We start from the raw sequence: 23,678 nt of genomic DNA, 5'->3' as shown, positions 1-23,678 counted from the left end.
CCTCGGCCGACAGCAGAACGCTCGCCCCTCGAGGAAGCGCTCGTGCCGCAGGCGGCGGTGGCCACGGCGGTGAGGAACCGGACCCGTATGAGCCCCCGGCTCATGTGCGCACGAGCATCAGGCGGTCCCGGCGGCCCGGGCCGCGTTCGCGGCGCGGGCCGCCGGTGTCCTGGCGGGCTGGTCACAGTGCGCGTTGCAGACGGTCCGCCATCAGTTTGACGAACCGTGCCGGCTCCTTCGGCTGGCCGCCTTCGGCGAGTACGGCCAGGCCGTAGAGGAGTTCGGCGGTCTCCGCGAGCGTCGTGTGGTCCGTGCGCTCCGTGTACGCCTGGTTGAGGCCCTTCACGAGCTGGTGCTGGGCGTTGAGTTCCAGGATCCGCTTGGCGCGGGGCACCTCCTGGCCCATCGCGCGGTACATGTTCTCAAGGGCCGGGGTCAGATCGTCGGCATCGGAGACCACGCAGGCGGGGGAGACGGTCAGGCGCGACGACAGGCGGACCTCCTTGACCTCCTCGCCCAGTTGGTTCGTCATCCAGTCGAGGAGACCGGCGTACTCCTCGCCCTGCTTCGTCTGCTCGCCCTCGGACGCGTCGGAGTCCTCGGCGTCGAGGTCGATGCGGCCCTTGGCGACGGACCGCAGCTTCTTTCCTTCGTACGTGCCGACGGCGTCGGCCCAGACCTCGTCGACGGGATCGGTGAGCAGCAGCACCTCGATGCCGCGATCCCGGAAGGCTTCCATGTGCGGGGAGTTCTCGATGCTCTCCCGGGACTCGCCGGTCAGGTAGTAGATGTCTTCCTGCCCGTCCTTCATCCGCTCCAGGTACTGCTTGAGCGTGGTCTGCTCGGTGTCGTGGCGGGTGCTCGCGAACGAGGCCACGGCGAGGAGGGCGTCGCGGTTCTCCGAGTCGGTGACCAGCCCCTCCTTGAGGACGGTGCCGAACTCCCGCCAGAACGTGGCGTAGCGGTCCGGGTCCTTGGCCATCAGGTCCTTGACGGTGGAGATGACCTTCTTCGTCAGGCGGCGGCGCATCAGGTCGATGTGGCGGTCCTGCTGGAGGATCTCGCGGGAGACGTTGAGCGAGAGGTCGGCCGCGTCGACGACGCCCTTGACGAAGCGGAGGTACGGCGGCAGCAGCGCCTCGCAGTCCTCCATGATGAGCACGCGCCTGACGTAGAGCTGCAGGCCCCGCTTGTAGTCGCGGTTGAAGAGGTCGTAGGGGGCGTGGGCGGGCAGGAACAGCAGGGCCTGGTACTCGAAGGTGCCCTCCGCCTGGAGCCGGACCGTCTCCAGCGGGTCGCGCCAGTCGTGTCCGACGTGCCTGTACAGCTCGTGGTACTCCTCCTCGGACACCTCGTCGCGGGAGCGCGCCCACAGGGCCTTGGTCGAGTTGAGTGTCTCGAACGCGGGCGCCTCCTGGCTCTGGTCCGCCGCGCCCGTGCCGTCCGGCCCCGCGGCGTCGGACGCCATGCGGATGGGCCAGGTGATGAAGTCCGAGTACCGCTTGATGATCTCCCGGATCTTGAACGGGGAGGTGTAGTCGTGCAGTTGGTTGTCCGGGTCGGCGGGCTTGAGGTGGAGGGTGACCGAGGTGCCCTGGGGTGCGTCGGCGACCGTCTCCAGCGTGTAGGTGCCCTCACCGCGGGACGTCCAGCGGGTGCCCTCGCTCTCCCCGGCGCGCCGCGTCACCAGGGTCATCGCGTCCGCCACCATGAAGCCGGAGTAGAAGCCCACGCCGAACTGGCCGATGAGACCTTCCTCGGCCCCTTCTCCGGCGCCTTCCCTGGCCTCCCGCAGCTCTTGCAGGAACTGGGCGGTGCCCGAGTGGGCGATCGTGCCGATCAGTCGCCCGACCTCGTCGTAGGACATGCCGATGCCGTTGTCGCGCACGGTCAGGGTGCGGGCGTCCTTGTCGACGTCGAGCTCGATGTGCAGGTCGGACACGTCGGCGTCGAGGGAGTCGTGCCGCAGCTTCTCGAGGCGCAGCTTGTCCAGCGCGTCGGAGGCGTTGGAGACGAGCTCGCGGAGGAAGACGTCCTTGTTCGAGTAGACGGAGTGGATCATCAGCTGCAGCAGCTGACGGGCCTCCACCTGGAACTCGAAGGTTTCGGTTGGCATGTTCGCTTATACCTCACAAGTCCTGTCATCGGACAACTGGCTCAGTTACTGAAAACAACGTCGGACGTGAAGATCGGGTCGCCGCCGGCCCGTCGGCGGGCTCCCGGCCTCACCGGGCGCCGTGCCGGCCGTCGGCTAGCCGGAGTTGGCGGCGGACGACGTGAGGGCGTCGAGCCGGGCGGCGAGGTCGGGGTGGGCCGTCAGGTGGGGGCGGGCGGCGTTCAAAGGGCGGACGAGGGCGGCGGGATCGTCCTGGGCGAGGGCCGCGTCGAGTTCGCCCAGCGGGTGGCGGGCGGCGTCGGGAAGGTCCGTCAGCGCGGTGATCTGGGCGGCGACGCGACGCAGGTCAGCGGCGTGGTTCCGGGCCCAGGCGCTGGTGCTGCGCTGGGCGGCGCGGTGTTCGCGGGCGGCCTGGACACGCTGTTCACCAGTCGTCCCGGCGGGACCTGGCCGGTTGCGCAGGTACCGGCGTTCGGCGGCCTGACGGCTGGCGACGCCGAGGGGTCGGGCGAGGTCGGCCCAGCTGGCACCCGCGTCCCGGGCGGTCTCGATGAGGCCGGTCTCCCATCCGGCGAGCTGCTCGCGGACCCGGCGCAGCAGCATCAGGGAGGCCAGAGCCCGCTCCGCTCCGACACCGGACGCGCTCGAAGCGCCGGGCGCTTGCCGCTGGGCGGTCCGCAGGGCGTCGTCTATGGCTTCGAGGGCCGCGGCAGCGGCGAGAAACGACGCCGGGCCTCCGCCTCCTGCGGGCGCAGAGGCCGGTCGGTCAGGTCGATCCGCCGTCGTCATGGCACCTCCTCCGCATCGTCATCGTCTGGATGACCGTGACGGTTGTCATCCATTGGATGACAGGTTACAAGGGGAGGAGCTTCCGTGAGGGGGCGAGGTCTCGACGGCGAGGACGGTCCCCTGCGGGCGCTTCGAAGAAGTGGGCCGAGCGCGACTCTGGAAGCAGCCGTCACGCCCCTCTGCCGGGCGAGGGGCGGCCGCGCGTGCCGGGTTGGCGGTCGTAGCTCGGGGAGCCGGCTTCGAACCTCTCCACCGGTCACTGTGTGCCGTCGCGGCGTGCGCACCGAGGCGAGACGTCGTGCTCCTGGCCGTACTGTCTCCCCACACGAAAGGGGGCCCGATGGACCGGAGCATCCGCACCGTCGAGGACGTGCTGAAACTTCTGGACGACCTGTTCACGCCGCAGGCCGACCGCTGGACGAGCGGCGCGGCAGCTTGGTGGGACACCTTCTACGCCGACCGCTCCAGAGCCGTGCCGTTCTTCGAGGCCAAGCCGGACGAAAACCTCGCCTCCTACCTCGACCGTCGGCTCATCCGCCCGGGCCGGGCGCTCGACCTCGGCTGCGGTCCCGGACGCAACGCCCTCTACCTGGACTCCCGCGGCTTCCAGGTGGACGCCGTCGACCTCTCCCCGGCAGCCGTGGACTGGGCCGAGGAACGCGCCCACGAGGCCGGAGCCCGTATCCGGTTCCACAGGGGGGACGCCTTCGCCCTCACGGGCACCGGGCTGAGCGGGCGTTACGACCTGATCTACGACTCGGGCTGCTTCCACCACCTGCCGCCCCACCGCCGCATCAGCTACCTCGCCCTGCTCGACGAACTCCTCGCACCCGGCGGCTACTTCGCGCTCACCTGCTTCACGGACGCGGAGAACGGGGGATCCGTCCTCCCCGACGCCGCCTTCTACCGCGACGCCCGCCTCCACGGAGGGCTCGCCTACACCCCGCAGTCCCTGCGCCGCATCTTCTCCGACCTCACGGAGGTGGAGATCCGGCGGATGCGCGACGAGCCCGCCGAATCCGCCCACTTCGGCGAAGCCTTCCTCGTCGCGGCATTGTTCCGACGCGAGTTCCGCGGCCCAGGAGGCTGATCACGGCACCTGAGTCGCATCCGTTCTTCTCGCCGACTTCCGACGAGCCGGAGTGGGCGGCCGAAACAGCGGACAGCGCCGGGACACGATCCGAAGGCGATCCACCGATCGATGCCGTGGAGACCGCACTACGACGCATGCTCTGAGCCGACGCCTGGCCGGCGCGCCGGTTCCCGTCCGATCGACTCCTCCGCAGCGCCGCATCGCCCTGCCTGGTCACGGCGGCGCGCTCCGCGAGGGATCAGGTGGTCGAGGTGATCGCTCGGGTGACGGCCGTGATCGCCGGGCTGGGGTGGCCGGGGAGTCTCGCCACGAGAACCCGGCGGATCTCGGGAGGCGCGCCTTCGACGTGCAGCAGGCTCACCCCGGGCGGCAGCACCGGCGACAGCCGCAAGGGCACCGTTGTCACCCCGAAGCCACCGGCGACCAGCTGAAGCTTCGTCAGCCAGTCGCGTGCGCAGTGGACGACGCGCGGCCGCCCGGGCAGGCCGGGCCAGACGCCGAGCAGTGGCTCGGTGTTCGACGCCGGAGCGGCGATCCACGCGGCTGCGACCAGTTCGTCGACGTGCACCGCGGTGCGGCCGGCGAACTCGCCGGTCGAAGACGCCGCCACGACCAGCTCGGTGTCCGCGACGGTTTCGGCGTGCAGGCGCGGCGACTCGCCGTCCAGGGGCCGGTGGGGCGGGCGGGACGTCAGGACGGCGAGGTCGACCGAGCCCGCGCGCAGTGCCCGGATCAGGGAGGGCGTGCTGCCCTCGGTGGTCGTGACCGTGATCTGCGGGTCGCTCCCCGCGAGGCGGGTGAGTGCGGGAGGCAGGAGGGCCGCGCCGGCGCTCAGGAACAGCCCGAGCCGCACCAGTTCGGTCCGCGGGGCGGTGCCGGTGAGGTCGCGCTCGGCGGCCGTGAGGCAGTCCAGCATCGTGCGGGCGTGGCGCAGCAGGGTCAGGCCCGCCGGGGTGAGCCGCACCCCGTCGGGGCGGCGTTCGAACAGAGTGGCGCCCGCGCTCCGTTCGAGGGACGCGGCCTGGCGTGAGACCGCCGACTGGGTGTAGCCGAGCCGGGTGGCCGCCGCGGTGAAGCTGCCGGACTCGGCGATCTGCCGCAGGACCCGCAGACCTGTACTGGAGACATCCATGCCACCTACGCATACCACGGATGCGTGATCGTCGCTTCCCGCATGTCCGCCCGGCCCCTAGTGTCGATCGTGGCGAACACGGAGGAACACGGAGGTCATCAGTGCGAGCAGCAGTTCTCACGCGGTTCGGAGCCCCGCTGTCGGTGCGGGAGGTGCCCGACCCCGGGGCCGGCGGCGGCGAGGTGGTGGTCGAGGTGATCGCCGCCTGTGTCGCCCCGTATGCGGCCGAGGTCTTCAGCGGCGAACGGAACTACCCCCTGGTCCCTCCCGTCGTGCCCGGGATCGGCGGGGTGGGACGGGTCGTCCACGTGGGCCCGGACGCCACCCGGCTGCGCCCCGGCGACCTGGTGTGGTGCGACTCGACGGTGCGTTCGCGGGACGACGCCCTGACGCCCGACATCACACTCCAGGGCTGGAGTTCGCGCGGCGAGGGCGGCGCGCGGCTCGCCCGGCACCTGCACGACGGTTCGTTCGCCGAGTTCATGCGGGTCCCGACGGAGAACGTCTTCCCGCTGCCCGCGGCGGCGGGGGACGACCCGGCCCGCTGGGCCGCGCTCGGCGTGCACGTCATCCCTTACGGCGGGCTGCTGGCCGGCGGGCTCGCAGCCGGTGAGACGCTGCTCGTCAGCGGGGCCACCGGCAACCTCGGCAGCAGTGCGGTCGCGGTCGCGCTCGCCATGGGGGCGGCCCGCGTGATCGCCCCGGGCCGCAACCGGACCGCCCTCGGCCTCCTCGCCGACCGGTTCGGTCCGCGTGTGCGCCCGGTCCCGCTGACCGGGGACGAGACCGGCGACCGCGCTGCGATGTCCGCGGCGGCTGACGGCCCGATCGACATGGTGATCGACCTGCTGCCGCCGAGTGCGCCCAGTTCGGCGTCGCGCACGGCGGCCATGACCGTGCGCGAGTCCGGCCGCGTCGTTCTCATGGGCGGCGTGGGCATGCTCGGCGGCGACGACCTCGCACTGCCGTACCCATGGATCATGCGCAACTCCATCACCGTGCGCGGCCAGTGGATGTACCCGCGTACGGCGAACGTCGGCATCGTCCGGCTGATCGCCTCGGGCACACTGGACCTCGCCCCCGAACGGGTGCGGTCGTTCGGCCTCCACGCCGTCAACGACGCCGTCGCGTACGCCGCCGCACACGGTGGCCCGTTCGACCGCACCGTCCTCATCCCGTCGGCTCGCCGACCGGACCGGGGGCGGGCCTCGGCACACGGCTGAGGGAATGACCCGGATCGGTGCTCAGACTGAAAGTCGCGAGCGCGGTGAGCCACGTGGTCATCTGGTCCATGCGCTTCGACGCGAAGACCGTGCTGTTGCACCGGACGGCGGCCGTGCCCAGCCCCGCCCCGCACCGGGCGAGCCGGTGCGGTGCGTGATCTCGGGCATGAACGACCGCATCTGGACGCCGTCGACGCTCTCGCCGCTCGCCGCGGCGGCGGGCCTGTCGGTCACCGGCGGGAACCGGCCCTGCTGAACTCGGGCGCCGCCGACGGCGCCCCCACGGTCACACTCGTCCTCGCCCCTGCCGGAGCCGCGTCTGCGTGACGCGGACACACGGAGGCGTCTACCAGGCCACCGGCAACTCCAGCGGGAACCGTCTGATCGTTTTCGTGTCCCACCGCACTTCCTCGGGTGCCACTGCGAGCCTCAGCCGGGGGAACCTCTCCACCATCCGGCCGATGGCCACTTCTAGCTCTGCCATGGCGAGGGGCATCGCGATGCACCGGTGTCCGCCCCAGCCGAACGTCATGTGCGGAGCGCTGGGGCGGTCGAGGTCCACGACGTCCGGATCCGGATAGCGCGCCGGGTCCCGGTTCGCCGTCAGGTACGAGACGTGGACGAAGTCGCCTGCCCGGATGTGCACACCGTCGAGTTCCACGTCCTCCAGAGCCACCCGGGGGATTCCGACCCCCTTGCGGAACGGGATGTAGCGGAGCATCTCGTGCAGGACGTCGGTCACGGTCTCGGGCCGGCTCCTGAGGTGCTGCAGCAGCTCGGCACGGGTCAGGAGCAGATAGGTGATGTTGCTGATCTGACAGGTCGCGGTGTCCTGGCCGCTGAGCGCCAGCGTCAGGGCGAGGAAGGCCAGTTCCCTGTCGTCGAGCTGCTCGTCGCCGTCCTGCGCGGCGGCCATGGCGCTGATGATGTCCGGACCCGGTGACTTTCGGCGTTGTGCGACGAGTTCGGCGAAGTAGGCCGCCATGTCCGCCTTGGCCTTCATGGCGGCATCCTTGTTCTCCGCGCCCACGACGAGGAGTTGGTGCACGGCGTCCTCGATCCAGGGCCACTCCTCCCGCCTGACGCCGAGGAGGTCCAGGACGGCGTGTCGGGGGAGCTTGTCGGACAGGTGCTCGACCACGTCCGCCGGCGGTCCCTGTTCCTCCATGTCGTCCAGCAGGCGGTCCACGAGCTGCACGATCCGGTGCCGCATGCCGTCGACCTGCTGCTGCGTGAAGGCCTGCGAGGCCAGGTGCCGCACGCGGCTGCTGTGCGGCGGGTCCATCACGTTGATCGACTCCGGGGAGACGATGGGCTCCGGCGTCATCCGGGGGTAGTCGTGACCGGTGATGCCCGCCCTGCTGAACCGCTGGTCGGTGGTCACCTGCTTGACGGCGTCGAAGCCCGTGACCAGCCAGGCATCCGCACTGCCGTAGGGAAGCCGGATGCGCACGGGCGATCCGTGCCGCATCAAGGACTCGAGCGAGGGATCGAAATCCAGGGCTCTGCTGAAGTCGAACGGGCAGATGAGTGTCTCGTTGTCCGCGGTCATCAGCCGGCTCCTCCGACCATGGGTACGACGTTGGTGGTGTCCACGGCCTTGCGAACGGCTTCGGCGAGCCTGACCGCGTTGCCGACGGCCCAGTAGTGGACGAAGAACAGGCGTGGTTGGTCGTTGAGGTTGTGATGGTGCAACTCGACGAGTTCGACGCCACCGCGTCGCAGGGCCGTGAGCGCGGGCTGTACCTCGTCGGCGACCATGACCAGGTCACCGCTGAGGGCGGCCCGTCCGCCACCGAGTGGCTGGAAGTTGACCGAGGTGGTGGCTCCCAGCCCCGGAGGCAGCACCATATGGCCGTCGGTGACGGTCTCACGACGGACGAAGGTGCTCTTGTAGATCACACCGTCAGCGATGCCCTTGACGCCCATCGCGGCGTCGATGGCGGTGGTGTCCAGGTCGACGGGCGGCGTGGACCCGGCGGGTACGGCCGGCGGGGTACCGGTGCGGTCGAGCGCGGCGCGCAAGCCCCGGGCGACAGCCACCGGATCGTGACCGTGCGCGTGCACATGGACCCACCAGACAGGCGGCTGGTGGGCGAGCAGGTGCTTGTGGATGGCGGTCTGCATGATCCCGTGCCGTTGCAGGACATCGCAGAAACGCTGCAGTTCGCCTTCGGTGACCACGGTGTCGCCCATCAGGAGCGTGCTGAGGTCCGCGTACCGGACGAAGGACACGTGTGTGCCCAGGGCGAGCGCAGGATCGACCAGAACGCCTCGAGAGAAGACCTTGAGGTCCAGGCGCGGGAAGGCTGTGTGGTACATGAATCGCTTCATGTCACCAGGCCGGCCCAGTGCCGCGCCGACGTCCGCCCAGTCCGTCAGCTTGGTCATCACCGGTTGGATCAGGGCGTGGTCGTCCTGCCGGCCGGACAGGGCGCCGGCCCGGGCCGGCGTAGCGCCGAGCACGGGCGCGAGGGCGGGCGCGAGAGCGGCCGCGGCCAGTACCCGGCGCCGGGACGTAGGGATGGGGGATGGTGAGTCCTGCTGTCGCTTGTCAGCCATGACATATGCCTCCTGACTCGATCGAAGCACCGGAACCCCCGTTGTCCGGTGACCGACGCAACACATCCCGCAGGTGGGCTAACGCACGAGTCGGAGGCGCGGCCCGTGGTGGCCCGGGCTCCTGCCGGAACCACGGGGGAGGCCGACGGGGAGGTCGCGGGACGTCGGAGCGCGCCGGTGCGGGAACGCGGCGACCCTCGCGGCGCGGCGTGCGCCCGCTAGTTCTTCTGTCGTCCTCGCCTTCACCGTCACGGTCGTCGAGCCGCTGGTGCTCAGCCTGAACCTGCCGCAGGTGACCTGGGCCCTTCATGTGCCGGCGCACGGCGGCTACCGCCGCGGCGTCAGTCCTTCGGCAGAATGAGCGTGCACGTCTCCCCGGGGGCGATGGTCACCGCCCGGTCGGCCAGGACCACGCGGATCGCGGACTGCTCCGAGTCGGGTACGGCGATCTCCAGCTGTCCGCTCCGGCGGCGCACGCCGACACCCCAGTGACCCCGGTAGTGGAGCGAGAACCCGTACTCGGACAGCGCCGGCAGGGGCACCGGGTCCAGCCACAGGGCGTCCTCGCGTGTCTCCAGTCCCGTCAGGCCGCGCTGGACCAGGTCGAGGGTTCCGGCCATGGCCCCGAGGTGGATGCCCTCGCCCGTGGTGCCGCCCTGGATGTCGGCGATGTCCGCCTCCAGGGCTTCGTGGACGTACTGCCAGGCGTCGGCCCGTCTGGCTCTGGCGAGGACCAGGCCGTGGACGAGTTCACTGAGGGTCGAGCCGTGGCTGGTGCGCCGGAGGTAGTAGTCGACGGTGCCGCGCCAGATCTCGTCGTCCAGGTGGTAACCGAGACGCCGGAACAGGGCACGCAGTTCCGTGGGCGAGAACAGGTAACCGAGCATGAGGACGTCGGCCTGCTTGGACGCCTTGTACCGGTTGACCGTGTCGCCCTCCGCCTCGAGCACGCGGTCCAGCCGCCGGATGCTGCCGTAGCGGGTGCGGTACGCGTCCCAGTCGAGTTCGGTCAGGTCGTCGTAGCCCTCGAACTGGCTGATGACGCCTTGGTGGAAGGGCACCCGCAGCCGTCTGGAGACATCGTCCCACTCCGGCAGAGTGTCGGCGTTCAGCCGGAGCCGCTGGAACAGTTCCTCGCGCCGCCACGCGGGGAGGCGCCGTACGAGCTCCAGGGCGCGGGTGAGGACCCAGGCGGCGGTGACGTTGGTGTACGCGTTGTCGTCCAGCCCGGGCTTCGCGGCGCCGGGACAGCTGTCGTGGTACTCGTCGGGGCCGACGACACCGCGGATCCGGTAGCGGCGGGCGCCACGGTCGAAGACCGCCAGGTCCGCCCAGAAGCGGGCGATCTGCAGCAGCATCTCCGCGCCTTTGGTGTGCAGGTACTCCTTGTCACCGGTGGCCTCGCAGTACTGCCAGACGTTGTAGGCGATCGCCGAACCGACGTGGTGCTGGAGGCGCGAGTGGTCCGGCAGCCAGCGGCCCGACGCGGGGTTGAGATGCCACTCCTGGGACTCCTCACGCCCGTTGCTTCCGCTCTGCCACGGATACATCGCCCCGGCCCGGCCGGCCGCGTCCGCCGCCGCGCAGGCCCGGGGTAGGCGCCGGTGACGGTAGTCCAGCAGTGCCCGGGAGACCTCCGGCAGGTGCAGGTTGAGATAGGGGAGCACGAAGAGCTCGTCCCAGAACACGTGACCCCGGTAGGCCTCGCCGTGCAGACCCCGGGCAGGCACCCCCACGTCCAGCTCCGCCGTGTGCGGTGACAGCGTCTGCAGGACGTGGAAGAGATGGAAGCGGAGGACACGGCCGGCCTCTCCCGGCACCCGCACGTCCGCGCGTCGCCACAGCCGGTCCCAGGCCGCGGCATGCGAGCCGAGCAGGGTCGTGAAGTCCGCCGCCGCGGACACCCGGTCGGCGGCCTCGCCGAGGGGGCCGCTGATCGCCGTGTCCCGCGAGGTGTGCAGGGCCACCGTCTTGTCCACGGTGACGGGCCGGCCGCGCGTGACGGGGACGACCAGACGGTGCACGGCGCGGTGGCGGGCGGGCCGGAACACCGAGGAGACCGGAGCCTCGTCCCCGCGGACCGTCGTCCGGGCGGCCAGGGCGACGGCGATGTCCGATGTGCTGGTGCGGCAGGTCAGCCAGATGGTGTGGGGTTCGTTCGCACCGGTTCGCACGTGGTTCAGGTGGTGGCGGTCGAGTGCCCGGTAGCGGTGCACGTTGCCGTTGATGACGTCGCCGTCCAGAGAGCTCTCGATCTCGATGTGCCCGGTCCAGTCCTCGGCCGTGAGCACGGTCCGCAGTGCGGCCAGGTGCGGGTCCTCCATGTGCACCAGGCGGGTCTGCTGGACGTCGAACACGCCCAGCTCGTCGTGCCGGTGGCGGGAGGAGCGCGCGAGTGTGCCTCGGCGCAGGTCCAGGGTGTGCCGGTGCTCCAGCAGGGTGTGCGTGCCGGGGGAGAACCACGGGCCCCACGTCCCGTCCGCGTGGCGCGCCCGAAACCGCAGGCAGAGCCAGTTGGGGAGATTGACCATGTCCTCGTTCACGACCCGCCGCCCCGCGACGGCCGACTCCAGGCGGTTGTAGCACCCCGCCGCGTAGGTGCCCGGACAGTGGACCAGGCCGGCCCGGCGTTCCGGCAGCGCGCCGCGTGTGGCGAAGTAGCCGTTGCCCAGCGTGCAGAGGGACTCACGCAGTTGCTCGGCGGCAGGGTCGTACCCCGTCCAGTCCCAGGTCCACTCCGACATCCGGCGCCATTCCCTCCGCTTCGCGGGCTGTGCCGGCCCGGCCGGGCCGCGGACCGCAGCGGCCGTGCCGCCGGCGAGCGCCGGCGACCACGCGGCTACCGGCCGGCAGGGGTGATCCGGCGGCCCGTGAGGCTGGTGGGTTCGATCGACACCCACATCTCGCGCTCGCCGCCCGCCCACGGCCTGGTGTGCGCCCGCTGGGTGAGCCGGCGTACCGCCTCCGGGTCCGTCAGCACACGTGCCGGTCCGACGGCGAGTACGCTCCAGCCCTGACTCAGGGCGTCGTCCACGTGGTCCACCTCGAAGGCGACCTCCGTCTCCGCTGCCGCCGCCGTCACGGAGTGGGGTGCCGTCCGGAAGACGATGGCGTCATCGACGAATTCGTAGTTGACCGGGACCACCGCCGGGCGGCCCTCGGACGTCGACAGCGCTACGCGCCCCACCCCGTGGGTGGAGAGCAGGGTGCGGCACTCCTGCGGGCTGAGGTCCCGGAGTTCGGGATGCAGCAGCGCGCGGCCCTGACCGGGCGGGAGATCGATGCCTCCGCCACGCAGCGCCGCGACCGACGTGCCCAGCGCGTCCGCCAGCCTGATGAGCGTCGCCAACGACGGATCGGCCGGCTGTTCCTCCAGGTAGGCCAGGTAGTGGGGCGACATCCGCGCGCGGCCGGCCGTCTCCTCCCGGCTGAGGCCGCGCCTTCGGCGTTCGGCGGCCACCCGCCGGCCGGTGTCACCGGGGTTGTCCTTGCCGGTCGGCCCTGTCGGCCCGGTCGCCGTGGTCGCGGCCGCCGCCTCGCCGGTTGTCGGCGGCGCCTCGCCCGCCTCCGGCGACCGTTCGTGCTCGAGATGGCGTAGGTGGGCGTCCGGGCCGGGGAACACGAGCGTCACGTCGTCCGTGTCCGACCAGCGCACGTCGTAGGGGGGTGTTCCGTCGTCATGGTGGAGTCCGACGATCTCGCCGTCGCGCCTGGCACCGCCGGTGGCCGGGCTCTCGATGACGAGTTGGTCGCCGAGGTGAGCTCGCATGCTCGCCGCCCTCTCCTGAGAATGGTGCTGTATCCAACCTGCCACGCGGGCCGCACCGCCGCACGGGGCGGCGGCTCCAGCAGCGAGGCGGGCGCCCCGCACCCGGGAGGCACCATGCATCACCGAACAGTCGAGGAGCTCATGTCCCGGGACGTCGTCCGGGCACGGCCCGACACGTCGTTCAAGGAGCTCGTCAGGCTGCTGGAGGACAATGGGGTCACCGCCGTACCCGTGGTGGACGAGATCGGCCGTCCGATGGGCGTGGTGTCGGAGGCCGACCTGCTGCGCAAGAGCGCCGACCAGGCCGACCCGTCCGGCAGGGCCCCCATCCCGCATCTGGAGGCCTGGGAGCGGGCCAAGGCCGGGGGCTCCCGCGCCGAGGAACTCATGTCCGCCCCAGCGGTGTGCGCACGGCCCGAGTGGACCGTGGTCGAGGCCGCCCGCCTCATGGAGACCCAGAAGGTCAAACGCCTGCCCGTGGTCGACGAGGCGGACCGGCTGCTGGGCATCGTCAGCCGGAGTGACCTGCTGCGGGTCTTCCTCCGGCGAGACGAGGCCATCCGCGAGGAGATCACCACAGATGTGCTGCGGCGCACCCTGGGGCTGGATCCGAGGGACGTCACCGCGGAGGTGCGCGACGGGCGGGTCGCCCTCGCGGGCACCGTGGAGCACGGAAGTCTCATCCCCGTCGTCGAGCAGCTGTGCCGGGGGGTCGACGGCGTGGTCTCGGTCACAGCGCGGATCGCCGTCCGGACCGGCGGCGCAGGGGAGACCCCTGCCGGAACACCGTGAGGCAGCCGGGTCTCAGAGGGGCTGTCCGGCCGTCCGACGGGTGTCGGGTCGTGCGGCGGCCATGGCCCGGACGTCGCGTTCGGCGGTCTCCAGCAGCTGATGGGCGAGATCCACCAGGGCCCTGCCCGCCGCCAGCTCGTCGCCGATCTCCGGCACGTTGGTGTCCGCCGGATGGCAGTGCGCGGACCCGTGGCCGGTGAGTGCCGTGGTGCCGGTGTCCAGCACCAGGTGTGCCTTGGTCGTACCGTCGTCGTCCTCGAAGAGGTCGAGACGTACCTTCCACTGTCCTGTGTGCGGCATCGTTCTCTCCTTGCCTGGCGTTGCCTGGCGCCCCTCCACGATGCGACGGCAGCCGTGCCGCAGCACGGGGCCGAAGGTCCCCGGCGCACCGGCGACCGGCCCTGGAAGCCGGTCCCGCGGCGGTCACACCTGCGGGACGACGGCCACGGGACACGGTGCGTGATGCAGCAACGCGTGGTTGACCAGGCCGAGTTGCAGCCCCGGATGCCCCAGCCGCCGCCTGGCGCCCACGACCAGCAGATCCGCGGCCGACGCGGCCTCCAGCAGCGCCCGGCGAGCCGGCTCCTCGATCAGGCGCCGGCTCACCCTGGTGTCGCCGTACCTCTCCGCGGGCCGGCGCAGGGCGTCGTCGAGAACCTGGGCCGGGGGACGCCGGTGCGCCTCCAACTGCCAGGAGGACGCCTGCGGCGTCGTACACGCACCGGCCGGTGCGCTCCAGGCGTGCACGGCCTCGAGCCGGCAGTGCCGCACCTGGGCCTCGCGCACCGCGAAGTCCACGGCCGTGCCGCTGTTCTCGCCGTCCTCGACGCCCACGACGACGCTTCCGAACTCGGCGGCGCGGTGCTCGGAACCGCCGCGGACCACGACCACCGGGCAGTCGGCGCGCGCTGCCACGGCGAGGCCGACCGAGCCGAGGAGCATGCCGGAGAGATCCCCGAGGCCCCTGTTCCCCAGCACCAGCGCGAAGGCGTTGCGCCCCTCGCCGACCAGGGCGGTGGCCGCGTCCTCGTGCGACACCTCGCTGGACAGCACCACCGCCGGAGCGGCCTGCCTGGCGCGCGCCGAGGCAGCGCCGAGCACTGCGGACGCCTCCCGCTCACCGGCCGCCGCGTGCAGCAGGTGGAGCGGGACCCCGTGCCGGGCCGCCTCGCCGGCGGCCCAGTCGACGGCCTCGAGACTCGCCTCGGATCCGTCGACGCCCACCACCAGGGGAATCGTCACCGCGCCTGTCTCCTCTCCTGCCGCACGCGCCGCTTTCGTCACTGAGCCCGGTCATGCCCGCTGGCCGGTGCCGGTCCTTTCGACCAGGAACCGTGTCGTGGCGGACAGCGTGGTCAGGTCCGGGTAGTCCTCCTCGTCGATACGGACGCCCGCACGCTCGGACAGCAGCTCGACCAGGCTGAGGAAGTCGAGCGAGTCCAGTTCGAGCACGTCGCGGAACCTGTCGTCCGGTCCGACCAGGGTGAAGTCGGCATCGGGGACGATCTGCGTGATCGCCTCCTCGACCAGCGACCGGGCCTCCGTGTCGTTCAGTGGCTTCATCCAGCTCACAGCTCCTCCGGTCTCTGCAGAAGTCGGCCGACCGCGGTGAGATAGCGCGCCCCCACGGCGCCGTCCGTGGCCCGGTGGTCGGCGGCCAGGGTCGCGGTCACCACCGGACGCACTCCGAGCATGCCGCCCGCCGCCCACGGCCGTTCGACGACGGCGCCGAAGCCGACCAGGGCCACCTGGGGCGGGTGGATCACCCCGAACACGGCCTCCACGCCCTGGTCGCCCAGGCTGGTGACGGTCAGGGTGGCGCCGGCCGTCTCGGTCCCGCGCAGCCGCCCCCGGCGGGCACGCTGCACCACCTCCTTCAGACGGGTCATGAGGACGTCGGGCGGCAGTGTGTCGGCGTCGTGGATCACCGGGGCGAGCAGTCCGCCCTGCCGGAGCGAGACCGCGATGCCCAGGTTGATCTCGGGGGCGGGGGCGAACCCGTCGTTCAGCCAGTAGCCGTTGAGCGCCGGCACCTCGCGTGCCGCTACGGCGGCGGCCTTCAGGAGCAGGGCCGCGGGCACGAGCCGGCCGGCGGGCGAACGGTCGCGGTTGGTCCGGCGGAGCCAGTCCTCGGCCGCCGTCAGGTCGATGGTGGTGGACAGGTAGTAGTGCGGGATCTCCCGCTTGGAGCGGCTCATGAGACCGGCGATGGCACGGCGCATGGTGTCCGTACGGTCCTCCGGGCGGCCCTCGCCCCGCTCGGCGGTGTCCGGACGCCGCTCGCCGTTCAGTGGGCCCGGCTCCGGTCGCCCGGGCCCGTCTCCACAGGCGGGGGAGCGCACGGCCGTGCGCACGTCCGCCGCCCGCACCGCTCCGGCGTCCCCGGTGCCCCGCACCGCCGTCAGGTCGACGCCCAGCTCTCGGGCGAGCCGCCGGGCGTACGGGGTGGCCCGCACTCTCGGTTCGGGGGGCGGCTGGGCGTGCTCCACGTCGGCGCGTGTGATCCGGCCGCCGCGGCCGGTGCCGCGCAGTGTGGCCAGGTCGACACCGTGCAGATCGGCCAGGTGCCGTACGAGCGGACCCGTGCCGGGCACCGGGACGGTTCCACCGGGCGGCCCCGGGCGCGCGCGTGCGTGCTCCTCGGTCGGCTCGTCCCGGGATCCGGCGCATACCGGCTCCACAGCGGCCTCGGGCTCGCGGGCCGTCTTCCGCCGGGGCGCGGGGCGCCGGTGCCGTGCGGACCGTTCCCGGCCGGCCGCCGCCGGCGAGGACGCCTCGCTCGCGATCGCCTCCCCGGCCGGCTCGGCGGACCCGGCCGGAGCCCGCTCCGCCCCGGCCGTCACCGGCCCGCCGGTGCTCGCCCGCACGTCCGGCACGGCCTGGTCCTCGATGAGCGCGAGCGGGGTCCCCACCGGTACCCGGGCCCCCGGTCCGACGAGCAGCCGACCCACGGTCCCGTACTCGAAGCACTCGACCTCGATGGCCGCCTTGTCCGTCTCCACGACCGCCATGACATCGCCCTTGCGCACCCGGTCCCCAGGGCGCACCAGCCACTCCCGCAGCAGTCCCTCGTCCATGTCCGCGCCGAGCGAGGGCATGGTGAACGCGGTCATCTCAGCCCGCCCTCCCGCCGACCGGCTGCCGTTGCGCCCCGGCGGCTGCAGCCGGCGCCGGTTCGCCCACGGCGCGGTGCGCGGCCGCGACGATGGTGCTCACCTGGGGCAGCGCGGCCTCCTCCAGCCTGCGCGCGTAGGGGATGGGAACTTCGGCGCTGCACACCCGCTCGACGGGGGCGTCGAGATCGTAGAAGTGCTGTTCCGTGAGGCGTGCCGAGATCTCAGCGGCGAGGCTGCCGGTGCGCCAGCCCTCGTCGACGACGACGGCACGGTGGGTGCGCGCGACCGAGTCGCCCACGGTGGCGTCGTCCAGGGGGCGCAGCGTGCGCAGATCGATGACCTCGGCGCTGACGCCGCCGGCGGCGAGGTCGTCGGCGGCGGCCAGCGCCTTGGGCAGGGAGCCGCCGTACGTGATCAGTGAGACGTCCGTGCCGGGGCGGCGGAGGGCCGCGTGGTCGATGTCGACCGGCCCCGCGTCGGCCGGCACGTCGCCGGAGACGTTGTACAGGGTGCCGTGCTCGAAGATCAGCACCGGGTCGGGGTCGGCGAGCGCGGGTGCCAGCATGCGGCGGGCGTCGGTGAGGGTCGCCGGGGCGAGGACCCGCAGGCCGGGGATGTGCGCGTACCAGCCCTCCAGGCTGTGCGAGTGCTGGGCCGCGAGCTGCCGTCCGGCGCCGGTGGTCATCCGGATCACGATCGGCACGGGCAGTTGGCCGCCCGACATGTGGAGCAGGGTCGCCGCGTTGTTGAGGATCTGATCCAGCGCCAGCAGGCTGAAGTTGACCGTCATGATCTCGACGATCGGCCGCATGCCGGACAGGGCGGCGCCGATGCCGGCGCCGACGAACGCCGACTCGGACAGCGGTGCGTCGCGGATCCGCTCGGGCCCGAACTCCTCCAGCAGGCCGAGGCTGACGCCGAAGCAGCCGCCGTACCGGCCGACGTCCTCGCCCATCAGGAACACCCGCTCGTCGGTGCGCAGGGCCTCGCGCAGGGCCTCGCGCACGGCCTCCCGGTAGGTCGTCTTCGGGGCGGAGGGTGCCGCCGCCCCGGCCGCGGGGGTGTGGGTCGTGGTCATGGCCGCGTCGCCTCCGCCGGGCTGGTCACGTACTTCAGCAGGTCCTCGACCGGCTCCTCCGGAGCCCGCTCGGCCACCTCCACGGCCGTGTCGATCTCGGCGGCCAGCCGGTCCTCCAGCGCGGTGCGGGCCTCGTCGGTGAGCTCCTTCGCCTCCCGCAGCCGCCGGGCGAGTCCCTCGACCGGGTCGCGTTCCTTCCAGTGCTCGATCTCGTCCTTGTCGCGGTAGCGGTCGGAGTCGTACATGGAGTGGGCGCGGAAGCGGTACGTGCGCATCTCCAGGAAGTGCGGTCCGGTCCCGGCCCGTACCCCTTCGGCGGCGCGCAGGGCGGCGTCCTCGACGGCGAGGACGTCCATGCCGTCCACCGCCCAGGAGACCATGCCGTAGGCGGCCGCACGCAGCGCGAGGTCGGTCTGGGCCTGGTGGCGGGCGAGCGCGGTGCCCATCGCGTACAGGTTGTTCTCGCAGACCAGCAGCAGGGGCAGGCGCCAGAGCGCGGCGAGGTTGGCTGTCTCGTGGAACTCGCCCTCGGCGAAGGCGCCGTCACCGAAGAAGCAGCAGGTGACGCGGGAGCGGCCGGTCATGCGGTCGGCGAGCGCGAGGCCGGCGGCGAGCGGGAGCCCGCCGCCGACGATCGCGTTGCCGCCGTAGAAGCGGCGGCCGGCGTCGAAGAGGTGCATCGAGCCGCCACGGCCGCGGCTGCAGCCGGTGACCTTGCCGAACATCTCGGCCATGATCGCCTCGGCCGGCACCCCGCGGGCCAGTGCGTGCCCGTGTTCGCGGTACGTCGACACGACCGCGTCGTCGTCCGTGAGCGCCTCGCTGACGCCGACGGCCACGGCTTCCTCGCCGATGTACAGGTGCATGAAGCCCCGGACGCGCGCCGCGCTGTACAGCTCCACACAGCGTTCCTCGAACCGCCGGACGCGCAGCATCGACTCCAGCAGGGCCAGGCGGTGTGCCGCCTGACGGTTCGGCCGGGCGGCCGGCCGTGGTGCGCGGGGAGTGCGGGTGGTGGTCATGCCGGCTGCTCCGTCCTCGCCGCGGGGGCGGGCCGCGAAGTGGAGTCCTCCAGGGTGGAGATGTCGCCCTCGGGCAGCCCGAGCTCACGAGCCCGCAGCAGGCGGCGCATGACCTTGCCGCTGCGGGTGTGCGGTAGGTGCTGCTCGAAGGCGATCTCGCGGGGCGCCACGGCCGGCCCCAGCCGCCGCCGGGCGAAGGCGAGCAGATCCCGCCGGGTCGCGCCGCTCGCGTCGTAGCCCGGCCGCAGCGTGACGAACGCCTTGACGATGTTCCCGGCCACGGGGTCCGGCCTGCCGATGACCCCGGACTCGGCGACCGCCGGGTGCTCCATCAGGGCGCTCTCGACCTCGAACGGACCGATGAGGTGCCCTGCCGACTTGATGACGTCGTCGGCTCGCCCGACGAACCAGTACCAGCCGTCGGCGTCGCGTCGCACCAGGTCGCCGGTGAGGTACCAGCCGTCGGCGAAGGCCGCGGCGGAGCGGGGCTCGTCGTGCAGATAGCCGCGGAACATGGAGGGCCAGACGGGCCGCAGCGCCAGCTCACCGTCCACCCCGGGCTCCTCCAGCACGGTGACGCGCCCGCCGGCGACCTCGGCCCGGCCGTCCTCGCCGCGCCGCAGCACAGCCGCCTCCACGCCGGGCAGCGGACGCCCCATCGAGCCGGGGCGGATGTCGCAGGACGCGAAGTTGGCGATCATGATGGCGCCGGTCTCGGTCTGCCACCAGTTGTCGTGCACCGGCAGCCCGAGCACGTCCCGGCCCCACACCACCGCCTCGGGGTTGAGCGGCTCGCCCACCGACGCGATGAACCGCAGCGCACCGAGGTCGAACGAGCGGGGCAGGTCGAACGGCCCCGTCCGCGGCGTCGTCCGCATCAGCATGCGCAGCGCCGTCGGCGCCGTGTACCAGACGCTCACCCGCTGCTCGGCGAGGATCCGGTACCAGCGGCGGGCGTCGTAGTCGCCCTCGTCCACGACGACCGTCACGCCGTGCATGAGGGGAGCGACGATCCCGTAGGACATGCCCGTCACCCAGCCCGGGTCCGCCGTGCACCAGAACACGTCGTCCTGATGGAGGTCGAGGGCGTACAGCGCGGTCATGTAGTGGGCGACGGCCGCCTCGTGCACGTGCACCGCGCCCTTGGGGATGCCGGTCGTGCCGCTCGTGAAGTGCAGCAGGGCCATGTCGTGCGGTGAGGTCGGCGGGATGGTGAAGGTATCGGCCGCGGCGGCCATCAGCGCGCCGAAGGACCGGGTGCCGGGCAGTTCGTCCGCCCCGTCCCCGACGATCAGAACGTGCCGCAGGCCGGCGAGGCTGTGCCGGCGCCCGGCGACCTTCCTCCGGTACAGGTCCGCCGTGGTGACCAGCACCTGCGCGTCGCTCAGCGTCACCCGCTGGAACACCGGGTCCGGTCCGAAGGCGGAGAACAGCGGGCACAGGACACTGGTGTTCTTCAGCGTCCCGAGGACCACGGTGTACAGCTCGGGGCAGCGCTCCAGCAGCGTCACCACCCGGTCGCCGTACCCGATGCCGAGGCCGCGGAGCACGTTGGCGAACCGTGCCGTCGAGCGGGCCAGGTCCGCATAGGTCACTGAGGTGACGGAGTCGTCCCGCCCGACACAGCGCAGCGCGACCGCCGTGGCCCGCTCCGACGCCGCGTGCCGGTCCACGGCCTCGTGCGCGATGTTCAGACCCCGCCCGCCGGGCAGCCCCTGCATCCTGCCGCGTGCCGCCTGCCAGGAGAAGCCCGCGCATTCCTTGTCGTAGTCGCGCAGATTGGGGGCGGTGCGCGGCGGGGTGTCCTTCCGGATGGTCTCCCATGGCATGCCGGCCCCTCCTTCCTTCAGGCCCGCTTCGACCATCCACCCGGCACGCCCCGTCCGCACTGGGTCGAAGGACCCCCGTCCGCGGCCGGACGGCTCAGATCCGCGGTCCCGGCCCGTGACGGCCTCCGGTTCCCCGGAGAGCTCCGGGCGGGGGCGACGGGACCAACGGCCCCCGCACAGGTGCCACGCGGCTCTGTCGGCGCGGCGCCGCACCCGAAATGCTGCGATCGTGGGCTTGGGGGGACGGCGGCGCTCCGTGCGCCGTCCGCTGTGCCGAAGGAGGTCGGTCATGGGTGCCGACGCCGAGGTGGAGGTATCCCGGCCGGCCGCTCCCGACGGGGTCGTCATGGGCCGGGACGGCATGACCGCGCTCGTGGACGTGCTGATCCGGCGCGGTTACACCGTGATCGGACCCACCGTGCGGGACGGGGCCATCGTGTTGGCGGAGCTGGGTTCGGCCGACGAACTGCCCTACGGATGGGGTGTGGAGCTGGAGGCCGGGCGGTACCGGCTGCGACAGCGGCCGGACGGCGCTGCCTTCGCGAACGCCGCCGGCCCCCAGTCGTGGAAGTCCTTCCTGCATCCGGCGCGGGTGCGCGAGTGGAGCGCCGACCGGGCGGAGGGCGGACTGGTCTTCGGCGCCGACCGGGCCGAACCGCCTCGATACGCCTTCCTGGGTGTGCGCCCGTGCGATCTGCGGGCCATCGCCGTCCAGGACCGGGTGCTGACCGGCGGGGCGCACCGCGACCCCGGGTACGAGCGGCGGCGTTCCGGCGCCCTGCTGATCGTGGTCGAGTGCACGGAGCCAGGAGCCACGTGCTTCTGCGTCTCCATGGGCACCGGACCCGCGGCGGGTCCCGGCTACGACCTGGTGATGACCGAGGTGACCGACGAGGACGGCCACCGCTTCTGGGTCCGCAGCGGCAGCCGGGAAGGCGCGGAGATCCTGGCCGAACTGCCCGCCCGCCCGGCCGACCCGCAGACCCAGGAGACCGCTCGCGCGGGCGTCGATGCCGCCGCGGGGCGCATGGGCCGGACGATGCCGGAGGCCGGTCTGCGGGAGCTGATGGCGGGGACACTCGACGCGCCGCGCTGGGACGACGTCGCCGGGCGGTGCCTGACCTGCGGAAACTGCACCATGGTGTGCCCCACCTGCTTCTGCACCACCACCGAGGACGTCACGGACCTCACCGGTGACCACGCGGAGCGCTGGCGGCTGTGGGACTCCTGCTTCGACCTGGACTTCTCCCGGCTGCACGGCGGCCCGGTCCGCTCCTCCGCGCGCAGCCGCTACCGCCAGTGGATGACCCACAAACTCGGCACCTGGTACGACCAGTTCGGCTCGTCCGGTTGTGTGGGCTGCGGACGCTGCATCGTGTGGTGCCCGGTCGGGATCGACATCACCGAGGAAGCGGCCGCCCTGCACGACTGGACACGGTCTCAGGAGCCCGCAGCCGATCCGGAGCCACCGTGACCACCGTGACGCCCCCGCTGCCGTACCGGGTCGCCGGCGCCTGGGACGAGACCGCCGACACCCGGTCGGTCGAGCTGGTACCGGCCGGGCAGGCACTCGCGCCCTTCTCGCCGGGGCAGTTCGCCATGATCTACGCCTTCGGGGTCGGTGAGGTGCCGGTCTCCGTGAGCGCGCTGCGCGGCCGCCACGGGGGGCTCGTGCACACCGTGCGCGCGGTGGGCGCCGTCTCGACCGCGCTGTACCGGCTGCGCCCGGGCGACACCGTCGGACTCAGCGGGCCGTACGGCACCGGCTGGGACCTCGAAGCGGCCGCGGGGCACGACGTCCTGGTGGTCGCCGGCGGCATCGGGCTGGCTCCGCTGCGGCCGGTCGTCCACCGGCTCCTGGGCCGGCCGGCCGCACACGGCCGGCTGGCGGTCCTCGTCGGCACCCGTACGCCCGGCGACCTGGTGTACCGCGACGAGATCGAGCGCTGGCGCGGCCAGGCCCGGGTCGAGGTGACCGTCGACCGGCCCGGTCCCGGCTGGCGGGGCGCGGTCGGCGTGGTCACCACGCTCCTGGACCGCGTCGAGCTGCGCCCGGCACGCTCGTGCGCGCTGGTGTGCGGGCCCGAGGTGATGATGCGCCACACCGCACGCGCCCTCGTCGTCCGGGGCGTCGTCCCGCACCGCGTCCAGGTGTCCCTGGAACGGAACATGCGGTGCGCCACCGGCCACTGCGGCCACTGCCAGCTCGGCCCGCTCCTGCTGTGCCGCGACGGCCCGGTAGTCGGCTACGACCGGGTGGCGGACCTGCTCCTGGTGGGGGAGTTGTGACATGCTCACCGAACTCGGCCCGGACATCCGCACACGGCCGACGCTCGCCGTGTGGAAGTTCGCCTCCTGCGACGGCTGTCAGCTGACACTCCTCGACTGCGAGGACGAACTCCTCGGCCTGACCGAACGCGTCCGGATCGACCACTTCGTGGAGATGACCCCGGCCGAGGGCGGCGAGCAGGAGCGTGCCCGGCTCGAGGGACGCGGCCCGTACGACCTTTCCCTGGTCGAGGGGTCGATCACCACCGCGGAGGACGCCGAGCGGATCCAGCACGTCCGCCGGATGAGCCGGTACCTGGTGACGATCGGGGCCTGCGCCACCGCGGGCGGCATCCAGGCACTGCGCAACTTCGCCGACGTCGACGACTTCCTCACCGCCGTCTACGCCCGTCCGGAGTACATCGCCACCCTGGAGACCTCGACACCGGTCTCGGCTCACGTGCCGGTCGACTTCGAGCTGCGCGGGTGCCCCATCGACCGCCGCCAGCTCCTCGAGGTCGTCAACGCCCACCTGGCCGGCCGCCGGCCCCAGATCTCCGGTCACAGCGTCTGCTTCGAGTGCAAGAGGCGCGGCACCACCTGCGTCACCGTGGCCCACGGCACCCCCTGCCTCGGCCCGGTCACCCACGCCGGCTGCGGCGCCATCTGCCCCGCCTACGGACGCGGCTGCTACGGCTGCTTCGGACCGTCGGACCGGCCCGGCCTGCGCTCCATGATCGCCCAGTTGCGCCACGACGGGATGAGCGAGCGGGACATCCAGCGTGTCTTCCGCACCTTCAACGCCGCGTCGCCGGAGTATGCCCCCGTACCCGACCTCGCGGCCGAGGAGCGGCAGCAGAGCCCACCGGCCTGACGGACCACGCCCGGA

General features: G+C 72.4%; 21 protein-coding genes. 7 read left to right on the top strand and 14 right to left on the bottom strand.

The genetic code is table 11. The annotated features are described in order from the left end of the window. Nucleotides 1–181: 181 nt before the first annotated feature. The gene (gene htpG, locus ACFQ9Z_RS17310; RefSeq protein WP_383017703.1) at nucleotides 182–2,116 is read right to left on the bottom strand and encodes a molecular chaperone HtpG; all 1,935 of its coding nucleotides are present in this window, start codon (nucleotides 2,114–2,116) and stop codon (nucleotides 182–184) included. 135 nt (nucleotides 2,117–2,251) lie between these two features. Continuing rightward, complete coding sequence (locus tag ACFQ9Z_RS17305; RefSeq protein ID WP_383017700.1) at nucleotides 2,252–2,905, bottom strand: type III effector protein; 654 nt, start codon at nucleotides 2,903–2,905, stop codon at nucleotides 2,252–2,254. 340 nt (nucleotides 2,906–3,245) lie between these two features. Here ACFQ9Z_RS17305 and ACFQ9Z_RS17300 point away from each other — a divergent pair, with 340 nt between their 5' ends. Then, complete coding sequence (locus tag ACFQ9Z_RS17300; protein ID WP_383017697.1) at nucleotides 3,246–3,995, top strand: class I SAM-dependent methyltransferase; 750 nt, start codon at nucleotides 3,246–3,248, stop codon at nucleotides 3,993–3,995. 241 nt (nucleotides 3,996–4,236) lie between these two features. Here ACFQ9Z_RS17300 and ACFQ9Z_RS17295 read toward each other — a convergent pair whose 3' ends face one another. Then, the gene (locus tag ACFQ9Z_RS17295) at nucleotides 4,237–5,130 is read right to left on the bottom strand and encodes a LysR family transcriptional regulator (RefSeq protein WP_383017694.1); all 894 of its coding nucleotides are present in this window, start codon (nucleotides 5,128–5,130) and stop codon (nucleotides 4,237–4,239) included. 101 nt (nucleotides 5,131–5,231) lie between these two features. Here ACFQ9Z_RS17295 and ACFQ9Z_RS17290 point away from each other — a divergent pair, with 101 nt between their 5' ends. Further along, nucleotides 5,232–6,353, top strand: coding sequence for an alcohol dehydrogenase catalytic domain-containing protein (locus tag ACFQ9Z_RS17290; RefSeq protein ID WP_383017691.1), 1,122 nt, complete (start codon nucleotides 5,232–5,234; stop codon nucleotides 6,351–6,353). Between the two features lie 17 nt (nucleotides 6,354–6,370). After that, nucleotides 6,371–6,511, top strand: a complete 141-nt coding sequence (locus tag ACFQ9Z_RS17285; protein ID WP_383017688.1) for a hypothetical protein — start codon at nucleotides 6,371–6,373, stop codon at nucleotides 6,509–6,511. 188 nt (nucleotides 6,512–6,699) lie between these two features. Here the strand turns inward: ACFQ9Z_RS17285 and ACFQ9Z_RS17280 are convergent, their stop codons facing one another. From ACFQ9Z_RS17280 to ACFQ9Z_RS17265, 4 genes are all read right to left on the bottom strand, one after another. Continuing rightward, on the bottom strand, nucleotides 6,700–7,905 hold the full coding sequence (locus ACFQ9Z_RS17280) for a cytochrome P450 (RefSeq protein WP_383017685.1): 1,206 nt from the start codon (nucleotides 7,903–7,905) through the stop codon (nucleotides 6,700–6,702). Then, complete coding sequence (locus ACFQ9Z_RS17275) at nucleotides 7,905–8,915, bottom strand: DUF1259 domain-containing protein (RefSeq protein WP_383017681.1); 1,011 nt, start codon at nucleotides 8,913–8,915, stop codon at nucleotides 7,905–7,907. Before ACFQ9Z_RS17275 ends, ACFQ9Z_RS17280 begins: the two co-directional genes overlap by 1 nt. 341 nt (nucleotides 8,916–9,256) lie before the next feature. Continuing rightward, nucleotides 9,257–11,659: a glycoside hydrolase family 65 protein gene (locus tag ACFQ9Z_RS17270; protein ID WP_383017678.1), complete on the bottom strand. Its 2,403-nt coding sequence runs from the start codon at nucleotides 11,657–11,659 to the stop codon at nucleotides 9,257–9,259. 95 nt (nucleotides 11,660–11,754) lie between these two features. Then, on the bottom strand, nucleotides 11,755–12,684 hold the full coding sequence (locus ACFQ9Z_RS17265; RefSeq protein ID WP_383017675.1) for a pyridoxamine 5'-phosphate oxidase family protein: 930 nt from the start codon (nucleotides 12,682–12,684) through the stop codon (nucleotides 11,755–11,757). Between the two features lie 114 nt (nucleotides 12,685–12,798). Here ACFQ9Z_RS17265 and ACFQ9Z_RS17260 point away from each other — a divergent pair, with 114 nt between their 5' ends. Beyond that, nucleotides 12,799–13,476 carry a CBS domain-containing protein gene (locus ACFQ9Z_RS17260; RefSeq protein WP_383017672.1) on the top strand — a complete coding sequence of 226 codons (678 nt, stop codon included), beginning with the start codon at nucleotides 12,799–12,801 and terminating at the stop codon, nucleotides 13,474–13,476. A 12-nt stretch (nucleotides 13,477–13,488) separates the two neighbouring features. On the opposite strand, the gene ACFQ9Z_RS17255 is transcribed toward ACFQ9Z_RS17260, so the two are convergent. The 7 genes from ACFQ9Z_RS17255 to acsA all read right to left on the bottom strand — a co-directional run bounded on the left by ACFQ9Z_RS17255 (nucleotide 13,489) and on the right by acsA (nucleotide 20,521). Beyond that, nucleotides 13,489–13,776 (bottom strand): DUF1876 domain-containing protein, encoded by a 288-nt coding sequence (locus ACFQ9Z_RS17255; RefSeq protein ID WP_383017669.1) that lies wholly within the window; start codon nucleotides 13,774–13,776, stop codon nucleotides 13,489–13,491. A gap of 123 nt (nucleotides 13,777–13,899) precedes the next feature. Then, on the bottom strand, nucleotides 13,900–14,718 hold the full coding sequence (locus ACFQ9Z_RS17250; protein ID WP_383017666.1) for a universal stress protein: 819 nt from the start codon (nucleotides 14,716–14,718) through the stop codon (nucleotides 13,900–13,902). A 51-nt stretch (nucleotides 14,719–14,769) separates the two neighbouring features. Continuing rightward, nucleotides 14,770–15,039: an acyl carrier protein gene (locus ACFQ9Z_RS17245; protein WP_383017663.1), complete on the bottom strand. Its 270-nt coding sequence runs from the start codon at nucleotides 15,037–15,039 to the stop codon at nucleotides 14,770–14,772. A gap of 5 nt (nucleotides 15,040–15,044) precedes the next feature. Further along, nucleotides 15,045–16,589 (bottom strand): dihydrolipoamide acetyltransferase family protein, encoded by a 1,545-nt coding sequence (locus tag ACFQ9Z_RS17240; protein ID WP_383017660.1) that lies wholly within the window; start codon nucleotides 16,587–16,589, stop codon nucleotides 15,045–15,047. A gap of 1 nt (nucleotide 16,590) precedes the next feature. Then, entirely contained in the window at nucleotides 16,591–17,670 is a 1,080-nt protein-coding gene (locus tag ACFQ9Z_RS17235) for an alpha-ketoacid dehydrogenase subunit beta (protein ID WP_383017657.1), read from the bottom strand. Next, the gene (pdhA, locus tag ACFQ9Z_RS17230) at nucleotides 17,667–18,692 is read right to left on the bottom strand and encodes a pyruvate dehydrogenase (acetyl-transferring) E1 component subunit alpha (RefSeq protein WP_383017654.1); all 1,026 of its coding nucleotides are present in this window, start codon (nucleotides 18,690–18,692) and stop codon (nucleotides 17,667–17,669) included. Before pdhA ends, ACFQ9Z_RS17235 begins: the two co-directional genes overlap by 4 nt. Beyond that, complete coding sequence (gene acsA, locus ACFQ9Z_RS17225) at nucleotides 18,689–20,521, bottom strand: acetate--CoA ligase (protein WP_383017651.1); 1,833 nt, start codon at nucleotides 20,519–20,521, stop codon at nucleotides 18,689–18,691. Before acsA ends, pdhA begins: the two co-directional genes overlap by 4 nt. A 289-nt stretch (nucleotides 20,522–20,810) precedes the next feature. Here acsA and ACFQ9Z_RS17220 point away from each other — a divergent pair, with 289 nt between their 5' ends. From ACFQ9Z_RS17220 to ACFQ9Z_RS17210, 3 genes are read left to right on the top strand one after another with little or no spacing between them, the layout of a single operon-like run. Further along, nucleotides 20,811–21,995, top strand: a complete 1,185-nt coding sequence (locus ACFQ9Z_RS17220) for a 4Fe-4S dicluster domain-containing protein (RefSeq protein WP_383017648.1) — start codon at nucleotides 20,811–20,813, stop codon at nucleotides 21,993–21,995. After that, nucleotides 21,992–22,810, top strand: a complete 819-nt coding sequence (locus ACFQ9Z_RS17215) for an FAD/NAD(P)-binding protein (protein WP_383017645.1) — start codon at nucleotides 21,992–21,994, stop codon at nucleotides 22,808–22,810. Before ACFQ9Z_RS17220 ends, ACFQ9Z_RS17215 begins: the two co-directional genes overlap by 4 nt. 1 nt (nucleotide 22,811) lies before the next feature. Continuing rightward, entirely contained in the window at nucleotides 22,812–23,663 is an 852-nt protein-coding gene (locus tag ACFQ9Z_RS17210) for an oxidoreductase (protein ID WP_383017642.1), read from the top strand. The last annotated feature ends 15 nt before the right edge of the window (nucleotides 23,664–23,678 follow it).

Source organism: Streptomyces sp. NPDC056580 (assembly GCF_042793175.1).
Classification (GTDB): domain Bacteria; phylum Actinomycetota; class Actinomycetes; order Streptomycetales; family Streptomycetaceae; genus Streptomyces.
Note: the sequence above shows the minus strand (reverse complement) of the source record. Positions and strands in the feature narration are given on the sequence as shown.

Bases quoted from the DNA above. Each gene is read 5' to 3' on its own strand.
- ACFQ9Z_RS17235 (WP_383017657.1), bottom strand. From the start codon at position 17,670: ATGACCACGACCCACACCCCCGCGGCCGGGGCGGCGGCACCCTCCGCC.
- htpG (WP_383017703.1), bottom strand. From the start codon at position 2,116: ATGCCAACCGAAACCTTCGAGTTCCAGGTGGAGGCCCGTCAGCTGCTG.
- ACFQ9Z_RS17240 (WP_383017660.1), bottom strand. From the start codon at position 16,589: ATGACCGCGTTCACCATGCCCTCGCTCGGCGCGGACATGGACGAGGGA.
- ACFQ9Z_RS17245 (WP_383017663.1), bottom strand. From the start codon at position 15,039: ATGAAGCCACTGAACGACACGGAGGCCCGGTCGCTGGTCGAGGAGGCG.
- ACFQ9Z_RS17280 (WP_383017685.1), bottom strand. From the start codon at position 7,905: ATGACCGCGGACAACGAGACACTCATCTGCCCGTTCGACTTCAGCAGA.
- ACFQ9Z_RS17275 (WP_383017681.1), bottom strand. From the start codon at position 8,915: ATGGCTGACAAGCGACAGCAGGACTCACCATCCCCCATCCCTACGTCC.
- pdhA (WP_383017654.1), bottom strand. From the start codon at position 18,692: ATGACCACCACCCGCACTCCCCGCGCACCACGGCCGGCCGCCCGGCCG.
- ACFQ9Z_RS17220 (WP_383017648.1), top strand. From the start codon at position 20,811: ATGGGTGCCGACGCCGAGGTGGAGGTATCCCGGCCGGCCGCTCCCGAC.
- ACFQ9Z_RS17260 (WP_383017672.1), top strand. From the start codon at position 12,799: ATGCATCACCGAACAGTCGAGGAGCTCATGTCCCGGGACGTCGTCCGG.
- ACFQ9Z_RS17265 (WP_383017675.1), bottom strand. From the start codon at position 12,684: ATGCGAGCTCACCTCGGCGACCAACTCGTCATCGAGAGCCCGGCCACC.
- ACFQ9Z_RS17305 (WP_383017700.1), bottom strand. From the start codon at position 2,905: ATGACGACGGCGGATCGACCTGACCGACCGGCCTCTGCGCCCGCAGGA.
- ACFQ9Z_RS17255 (WP_383017669.1), bottom strand. From the start codon at position 13,776: ATGCCGCACACAGGACAGTGGAAGGTACGTCTCGACCTCTTCGAGGAC.
- ACFQ9Z_RS17300 (WP_383017697.1), top strand. From the start codon at position 3,246: ATGGACCGGAGCATCCGCACCGTCGAGGACGTGCTGAAACTTCTGGAC.
- ACFQ9Z_RS17295 (WP_383017694.1), bottom strand. From the start codon at position 5,130: ATGGATGTCTCCAGTACAGGTCTGCGGGTCCTGCGGCAGATCGCCGAG.
- ACFQ9Z_RS17210 (WP_383017642.1), top strand. From the start codon at position 22,812: ATGCTCACCGAACTCGGCCCGGACATCCGCACACGGCCGACGCTCGCC.
- acsA (WP_383017651.1), bottom strand. From the start codon at position 20,521: ATGCCATGGGAGACCATCCGGAAGGACACCCCGCCGCGCACCGCCCCC.
- ACFQ9Z_RS17270 (WP_383017678.1), bottom strand. From the start codon at position 11,659: ATGTCGGAGTGGACCTGGGACTGGACGGGGTACGACCCTGCCGCCGAG.